Source organism: Pseudomonas sp. JQ36 (assembly GCF_053851495.1).
This window is the reverse complement of record NZ_CM132642.1, coordinates 5008322-5024990: the sequence shown is the minus strand read 5'-3', so window position 1 is coordinate 5024990 and position 16669 is coordinate 5008322. Positions and strand designations below refer to the sequence as shown.

Below are 16669 nucleotides of genomic sequence, written 5' to 3'. Positions count from 1 at the left end.
ACCGGGCGTTGCTATTTAGTACGCAGTATTACTGCACTTGCGTGACGCCAGCGAACTTGCTCATCAGGAAGCCGACGAACTGCTCGACGGTCATTTTCTGGCCGTTGAACTCCACCTGATTGGCGGCGTAATGCAGCTTGGTCACGACATTGGTGCCATCGACGGTCGCCAACTGCGAACCCACCGCCATGCCGGAGAACATGTCGGCACCGGCGCTGGCCTGGTCGACGATGGCTTTGGCGTCAGTCTGACCGTCGAGCTGCGCTTGCACGCTGAGCAGATCGATCAGCATCGGCTTGGACACCTGAATATTCAGGTCCAGCAGCGCGATTAACTGTTTACCCAGTTGATCCGGCGGCAGATCCATCGACTGCGGCTTGGTCAGGTCTATCACCAGACTGGCACGGCTTTCACCGTTGGCGGTTTTCAGCGACAGGTTTTCCAGCGCGATCTGCGGACTGGCGGCCAGCAGTTTCTGCAGGTCAGCCTTGACCTGTGCCGACTCGGCTTCGGTCAGGTTCAGTTCCGGTGCCGGCAGGCCAGCTTCGGCAGCGGCCGCCGCTTCCTTCTCGTACGGCTGCAATTTGCTCTGGTAGATCTGCATCAGCGACATCGTCGACGGGATGTCGAGGTTCTTCAGGCTCATGGCCATATTGGCCGAACCGATTTTCTTGTCGTTGAGGGTGACTTCACCCACCTTGTAGTCAGCGCGGCCCGAGGCATTGCTGCCGCTCTCTTCGGTGAGGTTCTTCATTTCGAAGTTCTTCACACCGAGCACCGACTGCTTGGCACCGAAGGTGGTTTTGCTGTTGGTCAGCTCCAGGGTGTTTTCCCCGGTGTAGTAGCCGTAGCTGCTCTTGGCGAGGTTGCTGGCCAGGGTCAGACCGCTGAGTTCGACCTGCACCGGCGCCTGATCCTGCGACACGGTGACCAGTTTCAGGTTGTCCATGTAGCCGTCAGCCTTGACCTTCTGCGCCTGGGCACTGGCGGAGATGTTCATGGTCAGGCCGGAAAACTTCAGGCTCGACTGCTCGTCCAGCGCGGTTTCCAGCGGCAGCAACTCCAGGCTGCTGGTGGTGGATTCGTCGTAGCCGATGTTGGTCACGCCCTTAAGCGGCGCGGCGCCCTTGGTGGCGGCAAACCATTTTTCGGTGGCCGGGCTCTTTTCCAGCTCGTAATTGCTGGTGGCCATGACCGGCAGCCACTTCAACGACACCAGGCGCGAGAACGGCAGCGGGCCGTGCTCGATGTGGTCGACAAACAGCAGCTCGACCGGCTGGTCGCCGAACATCTCGCCCTCGCCCTTGAGGCGGTAGTGCGCGGTGCTGGTGAAAGTGTGACGCTCCAGCGACACCAGCTCCAGCGACGCGGTGCCATTGGAGCCGGACATCGCGGTCTGCAGCTCTTTGTTGGCGTTGCTGACGGCGTTGTTCAACACGCCTTCAATCTTGGTCCCGGTGTACCAGGCCCCGCCGGCGCTGATCGCACCGATGGCAACAACAATCCCGAGAAGCACGCCTGCTGATTTATTCATGAATGACCTGATCAATGTCCGTGGCTGAAAGTGTGGTCGTCTTCCCTGAACCCGTGACCGGGTTGCGGCTCGACTCCGCTGAAATTAGCGGTGGAGATTAGCACTGGCAGCGCGAGGCGGCCCAATGTTTAAAGGTTAAAGAGTGTCTATGGGGAGTGTGGACAGCTGACAGGCCGGGAGAGTTGCAGTGTTTTTGATGACGCTATCGCGAGCAGGCTCGCTCCTACAATTGAAATGCGTTCCCCTGTAGGAGTGAGCCTACTCGCGATAGGGCCACTGGATTCCCAGAAGATCAGGAATACTGAACCTCGATCTCATCGAGTTGATGATCAAAGCTCTTCAACCGCGCCGTCCAGGTATACACCAGCACTTCAAAATCCCGATCGATCACCGCCCCGCCCGGCCCGTCGGCCCGGGGATCGCAGAAATCCAGTTGATAGCGCTCACGAGCCATGGCCGTCGCGACGTCGGACAGTTCACGGGCATTGTTCAGCCAGTGCCAGCCCTCGCTGTCGATTTGCTTGTCCAGTTCCAGACACTGCTTCTTCAGCGCTTCGAGGCTTTTTTCCAGCGGGGTGCCGGTGAGTTCGCCCATGACTTCGGCGAAGGTGCGTCCCGGTTGCCAATAGCTGCCCCAGAAGTAACGGTCGAATACGGTTTCGACCTTGCGCAGGGCGACTTTGGTGTCCCAGATCAGCACCAGGGTTTTGCCTTGTTCGAGTTGGCGTTTCTTGACCCGCTGCACCTGGACCGAGGCCCAGGCCACGACAACGATGGCCATCACTGCAATCAGCGCGACGGCGCTGTCGAGGAAAACCATGGCCTTGTCGATCTGGTGGGCCAGCATGATGCCGTAGAAATAGGTGGCCGATAGCAGCACCAGCGCTACCAGGGCGCACCAGAAGCCGAGAGCGTAAGGGTTTTTCATTATTGGTTTCCCCTAGACCAGCGCTAGCAATGTGCGCTGAAAGGGTGCGTTGCACGTGGCACCCTTTCAACACTTCAAAGCATAGCAACGGGTTCAGGGTTTGCTGGCGCTTGAGGCTTGCGTTCGTCCGCTTTCCCAACCGCCACCAAGGGCGAGGAACAAATCGATCTGGCTCATGGCGACCTGGGTGTTGGCGGCGGCCAGTTGCGCGGTGACGTCGGTGTAGGTGCGGGTCGCCTGCAGGTCGGCGAGGAACGACTCGCGCCCGGCCTGGAAGAAGCGGTGGGTCTGGTCCGCCGCCAGTTTTGCCGATTGCTCGGCATCGGCCAGGGCGTCGCGGCGTTGCAGCAGCGCGCTGTACTGGGCCAGGCCAGTCTGGGTTTCGCGGATGGCGTTGAGCACCACGCCGTCGAAATGCGCCAGTGCGCCCTGGGCCGATGCTTCGGCTTCACGGATGCGCGCGCGGGCGCCGTTGGTCGGCACTTTCCAGCTCAGCGACGGGCCGAAACCCCAGCGATTGGTCGATGGATCACCCAAGTCGTCAATAAGACCGACGGTGCCGATGGTCGCGCCGATGCTGATGTCCGGGTACAGCTCGCCCGTGGCGACGCCGATGCCCGCTGTCGAGGCCGCCAAGCGACGTTCCGCCTGACGGATATCGGGACGACGCTTGAGCAGCGCAGCGCCATCACCCACCGGCACCAATTGGGCGATTTTCGGCAACTCGGCACAGGTGGCGGTGCCGGCCGGCAATTGCTCGACCGGTTTGGCCAGCAGCATCGACAGGCGGAACAACCCGGCCTGACGCGCTGCCTCATAGCGCGGCAGGTCGGCGCGCAACGACTTGAATTGGGTTTGCGAACGGGTGACCTGGGTTTCATCGCCACGCCCGGCATCGCGCAGACGCTGGATCAGCGTGGTGCTCTGCGATTGCAGGTCGAGGGAATGCTGGGCGATTTCCCGCTCTTCATTGGCGGCGCACACCTGGGTGTAGGCGCGAACCACGTCGGCCACCAAAGTGATGCGAGCGGTGTCAGCCGCCGCTTGCGTCGCATCGGCGTTAGCCTTCGCGCCTTCGATACCGCGTTGCAGAGTGCCCCACAGATCGAACTGATAAGACGCGCTGATGCCAATATCGCCGACGTTGTCGACCGGGACTTTTTCCGGCAGCAAGAACGCCTGACCGGATTCCTGCAAACGCTGCGCGCCCATCTTCACGCCTGCGCTCCAGCCACCCGCCGCTTCGGCCTCATCGACTTGCGCGCGAGCCCGTTGAAGGTTCGCCGCCGCCACGCGCAAATCAGTGTTGGACGCCATGGCTTGCTGCACCAGTTGATCCAGTCGCGGATCCTTATACAGCCGCCACCAGTCAGCCGGTACCGGCGCTGACACCACCGGCTTGCCTTCCACTGCCAGTTCGCCCTGAAAGTCCTTGCGCTGCATCGCGGCGTCAGCGGGCAGCTGATAGTCCGGCCCGACCATCTGACAGGCCGAGAGCATCACGCCCAACCCGGCGATCATCAGGGCCTTGTTCATTGCGCGGGCTCCTGCGTTTTGTCGTCGATGATCGACACGGTGGCGGTACGCCCGGCGATCATGCGGAAGTCTTCCGGCACCTCGTCAAAGGCGATGCGCACCGGAATCCGCTGCGCCAGCCGCACCCAGCTGAACGCCGGGTTGACGTTCGGCAGCAGGTTGTTGCCGCTGGTGCGGTCGCGGTCTTCGATACCGGCGACGATGCTTTCGACATGCCCGCGCAGCCTGGCTTTGTCGCCGATCACGCGGATATCCACCGACTGCCCGACATGGATGCCGTCGAGTTTGGTTTCTTCGAAATAGCCGTCGATGTGGAACGAGTTGCTGTCGACCACCGACAACACCGGTCGCCCTGCGGTAACGAACTCCTGCACTCGCGGCGCGCGGTCGTTGACGTAGCCGTCCACCGGGCTGCGGATCACCGAACGATCCAGGTTGAGCTGGGCGCTGTCCACCGCCACCAGCGCTTCGGCCAGCGCCGATTGCGCCCGGGCGACTTTCGACTGGCTTTCTTCCAGTTGTTCGGCCGGCACCAGGTTGCCCAGGCCACGGTTGCGCTTGGCTTCACGCTGCGCCTGGGCGAGGGTTTCTTCGCGATCGGCGACCGCGGCTTTAGCCTGACGCAGAGCCAGTTTGAAACGGTCCTGGTCGATGCTGAACAGCACCTGGCCGCGTTTGATCAACTGGTTGTCCTTGACCTCGACCTGCTGGATCAACCCGGACACGTCCGGGGCGATCTGGATGATGTCGGCACGGATGTGGCCGTCGCGGGTCCACGGCGCAAACATGTAATACATCACCATGCGCCAGACGAGGACGACGGCAAAAGTCACGATCAGCAGGGTCAGGACCACGCGACCGATAGTCAGAAACGGTTTTTTCATGTCATCAGGTATCGACTGAGTGAGTCCACGCCGTACAGCAGCACGGCGTAGAGCGCCACGTTGAACAATGCCCGGTGCCAGACCAGACGGTAAAAGTGCACACGCGTGAGCACGCCGTGCACCAGCAGAAACAACACATAGGTGATGCCCATCAGCACCAGCAGGGTCGGCAGGAAAATCCCGCTGATATCCAGATCACCGATCATAGGGGCGCTCCATCGGGCAGCGGTTCTTCGGCATCGCTGGTGCTGACGAATTCCACGCCGGGCAGCAGCGCCAGGCGCAAACCGCTCAGGGCATGCAACAGGTTTAGCCGGGTTTCTTCGTCGCCGTGGCCTTTGAGGGCGCGGCGCGCGCGGTCCATCGTCATCAATAAGGGACTCGGCGCCGGCAAGCGTTCGCCGGCCTTCAGACACGCGCGGAAATACTCGCCGACCTCAGCCACCACTTGCTGCAGTAGGGCCTTCGGCGCGCCGCTGACCCGTGGCGTGTAAGCCAGCAGATCGAGCAGGTTCAGGCCGACGCGCACTTCACGCATGGCAATCCCGGTGTCCTGGCCGGTCATGGCCAGACGCGGCAAGTGCTGCATCAGACGATCGAGCAACTGCACGCCCAGATGCCGATGTTCGGCCAGATTGGCCGGCTCGGTCATGCGCACGATGTCTTTCCAGCTGAAGCGGGTCAGACGTTTGGCGGCCAGCTCGACGCCGAACGGGCGGGCGATCAGGGTCCAGATAAACGCGAACAACAGGCCCAGAGGGCCGGCCAGGTTGGAGTTCACAAAGGCGAAGAAGTCCGCGTCGTACGCGCCCTGAATGCTGATGAACGACGAGGTGTTGACCAGCGTCAGGAGCATGCCGAGGAAGAACCGTGGCTGCACCGTCAGGGTACCGACACAAATGAACGGAACCGCAAACGCCAGTACCAGCATGGGGAAATCGTGCAGGTTCGGCAGAATCAGAAACAGATAGAGACTGGCGAACAGCACCGACATTCCGGTCCAGAAAAAGAACCGGTAGATCTGTGGCGCCGGGTCGTCCATCGAGGCGAAGAAACTGCACGCTACCGCTGCCAGAATCACCGCGCTGCCACCGTCCGGCCAGCCGAGCAGAATCCACAGCACCGAAGCGACGATGATCGCCAGAACGGTCGAGGCCACCGAATACAGCATCATCCCGCGGTCGAGAAACGGCGTCAGCCGCCCGAGGCGCCAGTGCCGGTAAACCGCACGCCAGCTGTCCTGGCGCTCGCAGAGAATCGCGTCCTGCAGACTGCGGCAGTCCTGCCACAGATCGATGAATTCACCGAGGCGATAAATCGCGTTGGAGAACAGCAATTGCTTGCGATCTTCCAGCGCCTCGCAGCTTGGCTGCAGGGCCTGAAGTTGATCCTTGAGCGCCTGCCACCGATCAAGATCGGCGTCGTTATGGCCGAGCCATTGCTGGGTCGCGGTCAGCAGCGGGGCAAACTTTTCCACCAGTTCCGGCGTGCGCCGTTCGAGGGCGTAGAGCGAGTCTTCCAAAGCGTCGATCACCGGCAACAGGTGGATCATCCGCCCGCGCAGTTCCTTGGTGTTGCGCACGGTTTGCGGTCGCGCGCCTTCGTGGGGCAACTGGCCGATCATCAATTCGAGACTGTTGAAATTGGCGACCATGGCCATGCGCAGCGCGGCGATCTGTTCCGGCTGCACGTCGCGGCTGAGAAACTTCAGGCTGTAGGTGGTGGCGTCAGCGAACCACTTGCCCACCGCGTCGTTGAACACCGGCGCCAAGCGACGCGGCCAGAACATCGCGCCGACCACCGCCGCCACGGCGATGCCGAGAAAAATCTCTTCGGTGCGCGCCTCCGCCACGTCCCACACCGCCAGCGGATTATCCACCGTCGGCAAGGCAATCAGCGGCAAGGTGTAGCCGGCCAGCATCAGTGCGTAGCTATTGGCGGTACGCAGGTGCAGCGACAGGAACAGCAAAATCCCCGTCCACAAGGCAATCACCACCACCAGCACATAGGGACTCTGCACGAACATCGGCACGAACAGCACCGCCGCCGCTGCCCCGAGAAAGGTACCGATGGCGCGGTACAGCGCCTTGGAGCTGGTCGGCCCGAGAAACGGGCTGGAGACGATGTACACCGTGGCCATCGCCCAATACGGACGCGGCATTTGCATGAGCAAGGCGATGTACAGCGCAATCATCGACGCTGCAAAGGTACGAACCCCGTAGAACCAGTCACGGGCAGGCGGGATGCCAGAGAAAAAACCGTTCAAGAATTGATCACCACAGGCGGATTGGCCGCCTCAAAAGCTCGCAGTACCCGAAGCGTAGCCTCCAGATCACTCTGGTCGATGCCTTCGAGCACTTCATGACGCAGACGTACCAGCTCGCTTTCCACCGCTTGCACCAGCTCACGGCCGGTGTCGGTCAGGCTCAGGCACTTGGCCCGGCGATCCTGCGCATCTGCGGTGCGGCAGACATAGCCGGCGTGGCACAACTGATCGAGCAGACGCACCAGCGACGGACTCTCCATCCCGGCTGCCTGCGCCACCTGCACCTGACGCACACCCTCGCCCAACCGCCCGATCATCAACAACGGCACGGCGCAGGCTTCGGAGATTCCATAGTTGACCAGCGTGGTCTGGCAGATCTTCCGCCAATGCCTGGCGGCCACCACCATGGCACTGCTGATGTTCATCTGGAGAGCGTCGAGGGAATTCGGCACGGAAAAATGCACACTGTTAGTTTGCTAACTATCAATATCGCATTGGCGGGGAATTTCAGTCAAGTTTTGAAACAAATAGGTTGTCAGGGAAGAAAAAAACGCCGAGGTCTGGACGACTCAGCGTTTTTTGGCTTTCTCATAGACACTGCTGCGCTCGCGTTTTCCCACAGCGACTACCGAAACGACGATTCGCTCATCTATCACTTGATAGACCAGACGGTAACCAGAAGCCTTCAGTTTGATTTTGTAGCAGTCAGGCATTCCATGAAGCGCATCAGCCGATACCCTTGGTAGCGATAACCTTTCAGCGAGCTTTTTCTTGAATTGATCTCGCAACGTATGACCCAGCTTGTTCCACTCCTTATGAGCAGATGGCAGAAATTCGAGCTTATAGGTCATCCAGGCTTACCGAAATGGGTGTTTCATTACTGCGGGAACGGACGATCTCGGCCAGTTCCAAATCATCAAGCCGCTCCATCATGGCTTCGTAAACATCGGCTGGCACCATGTAACCCATGACGCGATTATGGTTCAGCACAGCAACAGCACCACCATGTGCGCCACTCAACACTGCTGACGGATTTTTCTTCAATTCGGAAACACTGACCGCCATATCGGCAAGAACACTTTGCATAATAAAAGACCTCAATTGAGGTCGTTATATTGGTCTATTTAGAACTTTCAGACAACCGCAAAAACGATCAGCCGCTAAATGGTTGCCAAATAGTCATCCCTCCCGCCCCTTGCGCAACAACACATCCAGCTGATCCACCACCTCCGCCCAGTCCGCATCATCGAGAATCTCATCCCGCAAAAAATCCGCCTGGCTCTTGCTCCAGAAAAACGCGTCCGCCAGGTGCAGCTCGGGTTTGAGTGGTGAATGGGTGGCGATGAATTGGTCGATGCTGGTCGGGTCGTTGTCCAGTCCCAATTGTTTGAACAGGGACGGCAGGCTGTGGGTGGGCTGTTCCATGGAGGACTCCTTCAAGAATGCGGTGGGTGGGAGATCATTCGCGAGCAAGCCCGCTCCCACAGGGGAACGCGATCAACCTGTGGGAGCGAGCTTGCTCGCGAAGGCGCCGGCGAAAGCGCTACAAAACTTAATGACTCAACTCCCGCACCTCGGCATGCGGCACCATTTTCAGAAACTCGGGCATGCTCATGTGCAGCAGGTAGTTGTGGTTGCCAGCTTCCAGGTAGATGTCTTTCTGGCGGGTCAGCAGCGGGTCGATGACCATGTCCAGGCCATAGGAATCACCCAGCGGCGGCACCGCACCGCGTTCGCAGTCATCGAAGATGTGCGCCAGGTTGCTCTCCCGGGTGATCTGCCATTCACCGCGAATGCGCACTTTACTCAAGTCCAGATGCCGACTGGCCGGCAGCACGGCCATCAGGTAATGCCCGTGGTGGTCGTCGAGGATCACCGACTTGGCCACACGTTCGGCGGGCACCCCGGAAACCCGCGCGGTTTCGAGGCTGCTGGCCGAGTGGCGGTGGGCCACGACGTCATATTCGCAGTGCGCCCGATTCAGGCTGCTCTGCACTTTTTTTGCCATACGCATGCTGCACCTCGGTGTCACGCTGAACGTTGTGCCTGTTCTGCTGAGTCTAGTCCGGCAAGGCGTTGGCGAAGGGAAATCCGCTCACTGGACACATCTGCTCATTGAGCAGAATTCATCCAGCGCCAGGCTCAACTAGACTTAAGGAAACACCCCCATGACTCTCCCGGAGGGTCACGTGAACAGCCGATGTTGCACGTTTTTCCTGATACTGCTGGCCAGCGGCTCGGCCCTCGCGGCTGATGTCCTGCCGACGGCGGTCAATCCGGTCGGCCTATGGCTGATCACCCTCGGGATTGCCTTTCTGATCGCCGAAGCCGCGCTGCCCAACTACGGGGTGATCGGCCTCGGGGGGATCATCATGTTCGTCATCGGCGCGCTGATTCTGGGCAACGCCGAGTTGCCGGTGCCGATGATCATCGGCCTTGGCCTGCTCAGCGCCCTGCTGCTGATCGCGTTGATCGTCCGCGCCTTGAAAACCCGCCCACGCCACGCCGTCAGCGGCGATGCCGGGCTGGTCGGCAGCGTGACGGCGGTGACCACCGTGCAAGCGCAAAACGCCTGCAACGGCTGGGTGCAATTGCAGGGTGAACATTGGCAAGTGCACAGCACGACACCGCTGCACGCCGGGCAATCGGTGCGCGTGGTCGGGCGAAATGGCTTATTGCTGAAAGTCGCCGCGACTGACGCGGTGAGACACGGAGAGTGATCATGGGTCTGCAAATCGGTTTCGTTGCACTGCTGCTGTTGGTGATCGCCCTCGCCGGGTCGACCTTCCGCATCCTGCGTGAGTACGAGCGCGGCGTGGTGTTCCAGCTCGGGCGCTTCTGGCAGGTCAAGGGCCCGGGGCTGATCCTGCTGATTCCGGTGGTGCAGCAAATGGTCCGGGTCGACCTGCGCACCGTGGTGCTCGACGTGCCGCCACAGGATGTCATCACCCGCGACAACGTCTCGGTAAAGGTCAACGCGGTGCTGTACTTCCGCGTGCTCGACCCGCAGAAGGCGATCATTCAGGTCGAAGACTTTCTTTCGGCTACCAGCCAACTGGCGCAGACCACCCTGCGCGCGGTGCTCGGCAAACATGAGCTGGATGAACTGCTGGCCGAACGCGAGCAGTTGAACATCGACATTCAGCAGGTGCTCGACGCTCAGACCGATGCCTGGGGCATCAAGGTGGCCAACGTCGAGATCAAGCACGTTGATCTCAATGAATCGATGGTGCGTGCGATTGCCAAACAGGCCGAAGCCGAACGCGAACGCCGGGCCAAGGTGATCCACGCCGAAGGCGAACTGCAGGCTTCGGAAAAACTCATGCAAGCCGCCGAAATGCTCGGCCGCCAGCCCGGCGCCATGCAGTTGCGCTACATGCAGACCTTGAGTTCGATTGCCGGCGACAAGAGCTCGACGATCGTCTTTCCGTTGCCGATCGAGTTGCTCAAGGGGATGGCGGATTTGTCGGGCAAATCCTGAGCCCGCGATCACCCGCCCGTCTTATCGGCGCTCGGCTCCTTCACGTACAAACGTGCAAAAGCGCCGCCTGCATGGACATCGCTCTGCCGCTGCCAGCCTTCAGGCAACGCCGCAAACTCATTGGGCTCATCCAGCGTGCCGATCAACCATATCCGCCTGCTGCCCTTGGACACGTCGCCAAGCTGATCGAGGAAAACCTCTTCGCCGACCAATGTGCCAAATCCGTAGGCATTGGGACGCGTGGAACGCCCATCCGCCGCTGGTGGCGTATACAGACGGACCTGCGCGTCGGTGCGGTTGTAATAGATGTAGCTGAGGTACCACATCATGTCGCTGGTAACGATCCGGTCACCCTCGGTGAAGTGTCGATTGACGTAGTCGACCAGCACGCTGAACTGATCATTGCTGTCGACCGTGGCGTTGTTCTTCACACCCACCAGCTCGACACCCGCAAAAAGCGCCAGAATCGCCAGCGCCAGAACGCGAGAGCCTGTGTAAAGCCGATCGACCGCCAGCGCCACCAGCATCGGCAACCCCAACGCATAGGCCGTCAAATACCGCTCGATGAACACCGGCGAGATGAACGACACGCCAAACACCAGCAGAATCGGCACCACGCTGTAAGACAGCAGCAACAGGCTGCCGCGAAACACACTGCGATCACGTCGCAACGCGACGCCGATCACCCCCACTAATGCCAGTGGCAGCAGCCAGAACAGCCACGCCGGCAAGGACAAACCGTCGTCCTGAATCAGCAACGACCAGACCATCGACGGCAACGAAACGAGGGTCACCGGATCTTCCCAGCCGATGTCATTGCTGGCCTTGAGTTCCGGGATGTGCTGCAGCAGATCAAGCAGGTTGGGCACCCACGGCATGTACAGCAACGCGATGCTCAAGTTGGCCAGCCACCAGGCCGGACGCTGAATATGCCGCAGCCGATACCCCGGCTGCACGCGCACCGCTGTCAGATACAGCCAGTGGCTGATCACGCACAGAACGGTGAAGTAGTGGGTGTAGAACGCTGCCGTCATCAGCAGCGCATAAGCCACCAGAAAACGATGCCGCCGCGGCTGCCGGACCCAGTAGACCAGCGCGATCGTCGCGCCGATCAGCCACATGCCGAGCAGCGCATACATGCGCACTTCCTGGCTATAGCGCACGGCCGTGGGCAACAGCGCCAGCAACAACCCGGCCAACAGCGCGGCACGACGGGTGGCAAGCAGATCCACCAGCCACACACCGAGGCCGACGGTAATGATCCCCGGCACAGCGCTCATCAGGCGAATCGACAGGATGCCGTCACCGAACAACCCGATCCAGCCGTGCAGCAACATGAAATACAGCGGCGGGTGCACGTCATGGGCCGCATGCCCCCAAATCTCAGGCAGGGAAAACCGGCTGAGCAGAACACTGGAGCCTTCATCGAACCAGATCGACGCGGCCGTCAGGTCGTAGAAACGCACCGCCGCCGCCAGCAGCATGATCGGTAACAGCCAGTGTTCCCGGGCCCAACGAATCAGGCGCAAGGCAACCAACCATGCTCCGGGGACAGCACGTGGATCCTGCGTGTCGCCGACCGGCGTTTCTCTGTGTGCCGCCATTGCGTCCTCTTGCTGTGCCGGAATATCGCGAACGGATGGAGCAGAGCCTGTCCGTCACTTTAGGTCAGCCACGGGAGGGTCGTCGATGGCGGTGTGCGCTTTCACGACATCCGGCACCCCGGCCCATGCAAAAACTGCCATCGGCATTTTCAGTTCACGACATCAGCGTTGCGCCATCCCCTCCGCCGGATACACCGACTCCCAGCCCCCGCCCAACGCCCGGTACAACCCGACCATCGCCAGCGACACCCCGGTCGAACTTTCCACCCACTGCTCCTGCGTAGTGAGCAACGCGCTCTGCACGGTGAGAACGTTGACGAAATCGACCACGCCTTCGACGTATTGCTGTTGCGCGGTGCGCAGGGCGATCTGGTTCTGCCGCACGGCTTCGGCGAGGCTGTCGCGGCGGCGTTGGCTGGCGTTGTAGGCCGTCAACTGGTCGTCGATTTCATGCCAGGCGCGCAGCACGGTCTGCTGGTAGGCGATGGCCGCTTCCTGTTGCTGGGCTTCGCGCAGTTGCAGCATGCCGCGCAGGCGTCCGCCGTCGAACAGCGGCAGGCTGAATTGCGGGCCGATGCCGAACGCGCGCGAGCCCCAGGAGCCGAAATCGCTCAGTTGCATCGCTTGCGATCCGAGGTTGCCGGACAGGGTGATGCGTGGATAGAAATCACCCTTGGCCACGCCGATGTTGGCGGTGGCGGCATGCAGACGCGCCTCGGCCTGTCGGATGTCCGGACGGCGTTCAGCCAGTTGCGACGGCAGGCCGATGGCGACTTGCAGCGGTGACTGCGGCACCGCAGCGTCTGTGGATAACTCCTTGGCCAGGGCTTGCGGTGGCTCGCCCATCAACAGACTGATCGCGTTGATCAGTTGCGACTGACGCTGCTCAAGGGCCGGCAGGCGCGATTCGATGGCGGAAACCTGCGCGGCAGCTTCGGCGACATCCAGATCGGTCGCTACACCGTCGTTGAGGCGTAGTTGCGAGAGCTTGAGGCTGTGCCGGGCGACGTCGAGGTTCTGCTCGGTGACCGCGCGGGTGTTCTGCACGCCGCGCAGCTGGATGTAGTTCTGCGCGGTGTCGGCCAGCACTGCCAGCAGCACACCGCGTCGGTCATTTTCGGCGACTTCGAGGTTGGCATCGGCGGCTTCGGTTTCGCGGCGCACGCGGCCCCAGAAATCCAGTTCCCAGGAGGCGGAGAAACCGGCGTCCCACAGGTTGAAAGCGGAATCGCCGTTGTGTCCGGACGGGTCGTTCAGGCCTTCGCCACTGTTGCGTTTACGCGCGTAGCTGCCGGTAGCGGCGGTGTTCGGGTAGCGATCCGCGGTGATCACCTGGCGCGCGGCACGGCTTTGTTGCAGACGGCTGCTGGCCCGTTGCAGATCGAGATTGCTGTTCATCGCCCGCTGGGTCAGGGCCGAGAGTTGCGGGTCGTGGAAAACCTCCCACCAGCGTTCGTTCAGCGGTTCGCTGACGGCTTGGCTGGGGGCGGACTTGGCGGGTTTGGCCCAGTCGGTGATTTGCATGGCTTCAGGCTTGTGGAAGTCGGGGCCGACGGTGCAGGCGCTGAGGCCAATAGCGAGCAATGCACCGAGGGTGAGTTGCTGCCACTGGCCTCTTCGCGAGCAAGCCCGCTCCCACGGGTGATTGGCAGGTTGCTGGAGATCTTTGTTCCAAACAGAGATCCCTGTGGGAGCGGGCTTGCTCGCGAAGGCGTCAGCTCTATCAACGCTGTTCATCGCTGAGTCACCTCGCGCTCCGCCGCCGAGCTGCGAGTGTCGATACTCGCCTCCACCGACATGCCCACACGCAAACGCTCGGCCAATGGCTGACCCGGCTCAAGCACGATTTTCACCGGAATCCGCTGCACGACCTTGGTGAAGTTACCCGTGGCGTTATCCGGTTTCACCGCGGCGAAGGTCACGCCGGTGGCCGGAGCGATGCTTTCGACGCGACCGCTCAAGGCCTCGCCGCCGAGGCTGTCGACGCGTACCTGCACGTGCTGCCCCGGCTGCACGTCGGTGAGTTGGGTTTCCTGGAAGTTGGCAACCACATACGCCTGCTGCAACGGCACCACCGCCAGCAGCTTGCTGCCCGGCGTCACATAGGCGCCGACGCGCACCGCGCGCTCGCCGATCATGCCGTCCTGCGGCGCGGTAATGCGTGTATACGACAGCTCGAAACTGGCGATTTCCAGCGCCGCTTGCGCATGCTTCAGATTGCCTTCGGCAGCATCGCGCTGCGCAGTGAGAATCTCTACCTGCTTGCGCTCAGCCGCCAGTTTCGCGCTGGCGGTGTCGAGCCGAGCGCTCGCCTGATCGATGCGCGTACGGGCCTGTTGCGCATTCTGCACCGTGCCGGCACCGACGCCAGCGAGGTGGTTGTAGCGATTGAGTTCCTGCTGGGCGAACGCCATTTCTGCCTTGGCCGAGACCACCGAAGCTTGCGCCTGAGCAATCACCGAGGTCTGCCGCTCCAGCGTGGCCTTGGCATTTTGCAACTGAGCGCGGGCGACCAGGGTTTGCGCATCGGCCGCTTCAGCGGCGGCGCGCAAATCACGATCATCGATCAACGCCAGCAGTTGCCCGGCCTTGACCCGCTGGTTATCTTCCACCAGCACTTCCTTGATGAACCCCGCCACGCGCGGCACCACCAGAGTGAAGTCGGCGGAAACGAACGCGTCGTTGGTATTTTGCTGGGTACGCTTGCCGAACAGTCCCGGCACCGCCAGGTACAGCAACACGCCAACGGCCAGTGCGGCCGCCACAGCCACCGCGAGTTTTTGCTTTGCTTGAGTCGTCATAAAAACCTTCTGTTTCAGTACAGCCATCAGGTCGGCGCGCGCGGTGGAAAGATCCGCGTCGGCAGCCAGAAAATCAGCAGAATCAGCGCCACCGCGACGCCGGCCATGCACACATAGAGATCGGACGAAGTCAGCACCACGGCCTGTTCATGCAGGCGATGGGCGAGCCCCGGATCGCTGCGATCGGCCAGCGGTGAGTTGCCGAGGTTGTCGATCAACATGGTGGAATGGAAATGCAGGCGCGCGGTGGTCAGCGCCTCGATGACTCCGGTGGCGATCACCGCCGCCAGGCCTTTCACCGTGTTGAACCACGCGGAGGCGAACGGCCCGTCCTGCGGCTGGATGCTGCCGGTCGAGAGCATCAACAGCGGCAGCACCGACATTGGCTGACCGAAAATCTGCAGCCATTGCAGGACGTAGAAATTGTCGCGGATCCACTCCGAGGTCAGCAGCGAGCCACCCAGGCAGGACAGGGTCAACATGCTCAAGCCGATGCCAAGCACCCAGCGACAATCGACCCAGCGCAGGTTGCACAGCGCCGCCACCAGCGGCAGCGCGATCAACTGCGGCAACGCGGCGATCAGCATGATTGGCGCGGTCTGCACCGGGCGATAACCCTGGACCTGCGCCAGATAGCTCGACGGAATCAGCACCACCGCCTGCAATACCACCAGCACCCCGGCCAAGGTCATCAACGCGAACGCCAGGTTGCGGATGCCGAGCATCTGCAACTTGAAAAACGGAATCGGCTGCGACCATTCATTGATCAGAAACGCCACCAGCAACAGCGAGCCGGCGCCGAGCAAAGCGCAGATCAGGCTCGACTCGAACCAGTCCAGTCGGTTGCCCTGGAGCAAGCCGATCACCAGCATGCAGATCGCCGGAAAGCCCAGCAGCAGGCCTTTCCAGTTGAATGTCTTGAGGCGCTCCAGGCGCAGCGGATCCTGCGGAATGCCCCAGGCCACCATCGCCATGGCGATCAGGCACGGCACGATGATTTGCCAGAACGTCCATTGCCAGCCGACGTACTCGCTCCACAACCCGGCCAGCGGCGTGCCAAGACCGGGGCCGAAAGTCGCGGTCAGCGCATAACCGGCCAGGCCGTAGAGTTTGAAATTGGCCGGTAGAAAACGCAGGGCGACGGTCATCAGCATCGGCGGCAACGCGCCGCCGGCCAGCCCTTGCAGGGTGCGCATCAGCAGCAGGCTTTCGTAGTTGGGGGCGAACGGGCACAGCACGCCGAGCAGCGTGAACAGGCTGATCGCGCAGAGGGTGAAACGGCGCAGCGAAAAGGTCACCGAGCACCAGGGCGCGAACGCCATCGCCGCCACCGAGGTCGCGGCGTAGCAGGACACCAGCCAGGTGCCTTCGTCATAACCGATGTTCAGCGCGCCGCGGATGTCGGCCAGCGCGACTTTGGTCACCATCTCGTTGAGGCCCGAGACCAGCACGGCGAGCAGCACTCCGACCAGGCCGGTGATGATCCGCGCGCCGAACACCGGTGGCGCAGCCGCCGTCGCCGGACTGGCCGCAGCGATGGGCGCCGGGACCGTCAGGGATGTCATGGATACACACTCCGGAAGAAAAAATACCGGAGCATTTTAGTAAGGCTTACTGCTGACGAAAATTGACTTA

The 16669-nt window shown here is 61.5% G+C and carries 17 protein-coding genes; 2 read left to right on the top strand and 15 right to left on the bottom strand.

Going from position 1 to position 16669, the window contains the following annotated elements:
- Positions 1-28: 28 nt before the first annotated feature.
- From ACS4NR_RS22670 to ACS4NR_RS22620, 11 genes are all read right to left on the bottom strand, one after another.
- Positions 29-1534: a YdgA family protein gene (locus tag ACS4NR_RS22670; protein ID WP_456018391.1), complete on the bottom strand. Its 1506-nt coding sequence runs from the start codon at positions 1532-1534 to the stop codon at positions 29-31.
- 292 nt (positions 1535-1826) lie between these two features.
- Positions 1827-2462 carry an NADH:ubiquinone oxidoreductase subunit N gene (locus ACS4NR_RS22665; RefSeq protein WP_115985175.1) on the bottom strand — a complete coding sequence of 212 codons (636 nt, stop codon included), beginning with the start codon at positions 2460-2462 and terminating at the stop codon, positions 1827-1829.
- A gap of 93 nt (positions 2463-2555) precedes the next feature.
- Positions 2556-3998, bottom strand: coding sequence for an efflux transporter outer membrane subunit (locus tag ACS4NR_RS22660; RefSeq protein WP_456018390.1), 1443 nt, complete (start codon positions 3996-3998; stop codon positions 2556-2558).
- Positions 3995-4882 carry an efflux RND transporter periplasmic adaptor subunit gene (locus tag ACS4NR_RS22655; RefSeq protein WP_456018389.1) on the bottom strand — a complete coding sequence of 296 codons (888 nt, stop codon included), beginning with the start codon at positions 4880-4882 and terminating at the stop codon, positions 3995-3997. Before ACS4NR_RS22655 ends, ACS4NR_RS22660 begins: the two co-directional genes overlap by 4 nt.
- The gene (locus tag ACS4NR_RS22650; RefSeq protein ID WP_047601052.1) at positions 4879-5088 is read right to left on the bottom strand and encodes a DUF1656 domain-containing protein; all 210 of its coding nucleotides are present in this window, start codon (positions 5086-5088) and stop codon (positions 4879-4881) included. Before ACS4NR_RS22650 ends, ACS4NR_RS22655 begins: the two co-directional genes overlap by 4 nt.
- A complete protein-coding gene (locus tag ACS4NR_RS22645; RefSeq protein ID WP_456018388.1) occupies positions 5085-7148 on the bottom strand; it encodes an FUSC family protein in 2064 nt (687 codons plus the stop codon). Before ACS4NR_RS22645 ends, ACS4NR_RS22650 begins: the two co-directional genes overlap by 4 nt.
- Entirely contained in the window at positions 7145-7573 is a 429-nt protein-coding gene (locus tag ACS4NR_RS22640) for a MarR family winged helix-turn-helix transcriptional regulator (protein ID WP_456018387.1), read from the bottom strand. Before ACS4NR_RS22640 ends, ACS4NR_RS22645 begins: the two co-directional genes overlap by 4 nt.
- 144 nt (positions 7574-7717) lie before the next feature.
- Positions 7718-7999: a type II toxin-antitoxin system RelE family toxin gene (locus ACS4NR_RS22635; protein WP_007961475.1), complete on the bottom strand. Its 282-nt coding sequence runs from the start codon at positions 7997-7999 to the stop codon at positions 7718-7720.
- On the bottom strand, positions 7989-8234 hold the full coding sequence (locus ACS4NR_RS22630; protein ID WP_095137837.1) for a type II toxin-antitoxin system Phd/YefM family antitoxin: 246 nt from the start codon (positions 8232-8234) through the stop codon (positions 7989-7991). The genes ACS4NR_RS22635 and ACS4NR_RS22630 overlap by 11 nt, the downstream gene beginning before the upstream one ends.
- 93 nt (positions 8235-8327) lie before the next feature.
- Positions 8328-8573 (bottom strand): DUF2789 domain-containing protein, encoded by a 246-nt coding sequence (locus tag ACS4NR_RS22625; RefSeq protein ID WP_095137836.1) that lies wholly within the window; start codon positions 8571-8573, stop codon positions 8328-8330.
- Between the two features lie 127 nt (positions 8574-8700).
- Positions 8701-9162 (bottom strand): YbaK/EbsC family protein, encoded by a 462-nt coding sequence (locus ACS4NR_RS22620; RefSeq protein WP_204894226.1) that lies wholly within the window; start codon positions 9160-9162, stop codon positions 8701-8703.
- A 154-nt stretch (positions 9163-9316) separates the two neighbouring features.
- Between ACS4NR_RS22620 and ACS4NR_RS22615 the strand changes: the two genes are divergently transcribed.
- Together ACS4NR_RS22615 and ACS4NR_RS22610 are read left to right on the top strand one after the other, a co-directional pair.
- Positions 9317-9868 carry an NfeD family protein gene (locus ACS4NR_RS22615; RefSeq protein WP_456018386.1) on the top strand — a complete coding sequence of 184 codons (552 nt, stop codon included), beginning with the start codon at positions 9317-9319 and terminating at the stop codon, positions 9866-9868.
- A 2-nt stretch (positions 9869-9870) separates the two neighbouring features.
- Positions 9871-10629: a slipin family protein gene (locus ACS4NR_RS22610; protein ID WP_003220464.1), complete on the top strand. Its 759-nt coding sequence runs from the start codon at positions 9871-9873 to the stop codon at positions 10627-10629.
- A gap of 8 nt (positions 10630-10637) precedes the next feature.
- Here the strand turns inward: ACS4NR_RS22610 and ACS4NR_RS22605 are convergent, their stop codons facing one another.
- The 4 genes from ACS4NR_RS22605 to ACS4NR_RS22590 form a co-directional block, all read right to left on the bottom strand.
- Entirely contained in the window at positions 10638-12233 is a 1596-nt protein-coding gene (locus ACS4NR_RS22605) for a glycosyltransferase family 39 protein (protein WP_456018385.1), read from the bottom strand.
- Between the two features lie 162 nt (positions 12234-12395).
- A complete protein-coding gene (locus ACS4NR_RS22600; protein ID WP_456018384.1) occupies positions 12396-13970 on the bottom strand; it encodes an efflux transporter outer membrane subunit in 1575 nt (524 codons plus the stop codon).
- Positions 13967-15034, bottom strand: coding sequence for an HlyD family secretion protein (locus tag ACS4NR_RS22595; RefSeq protein ID WP_456018383.1), 1068 nt, complete (start codon positions 15032-15034; stop codon positions 13967-13969). Before ACS4NR_RS22595 ends, ACS4NR_RS22600 begins: the two co-directional genes overlap by 4 nt.
- 26 nt (positions 15035-15060) lie before the next feature.
- Positions 15061-16599 (bottom strand): MFS transporter, encoded by a 1539-nt coding sequence (locus tag ACS4NR_RS22590; RefSeq protein WP_253149762.1) that lies wholly within the window; start codon positions 16597-16599, stop codon positions 15061-15063.
- Positions 16600-16669: the final 70 nt, after the last annotated feature.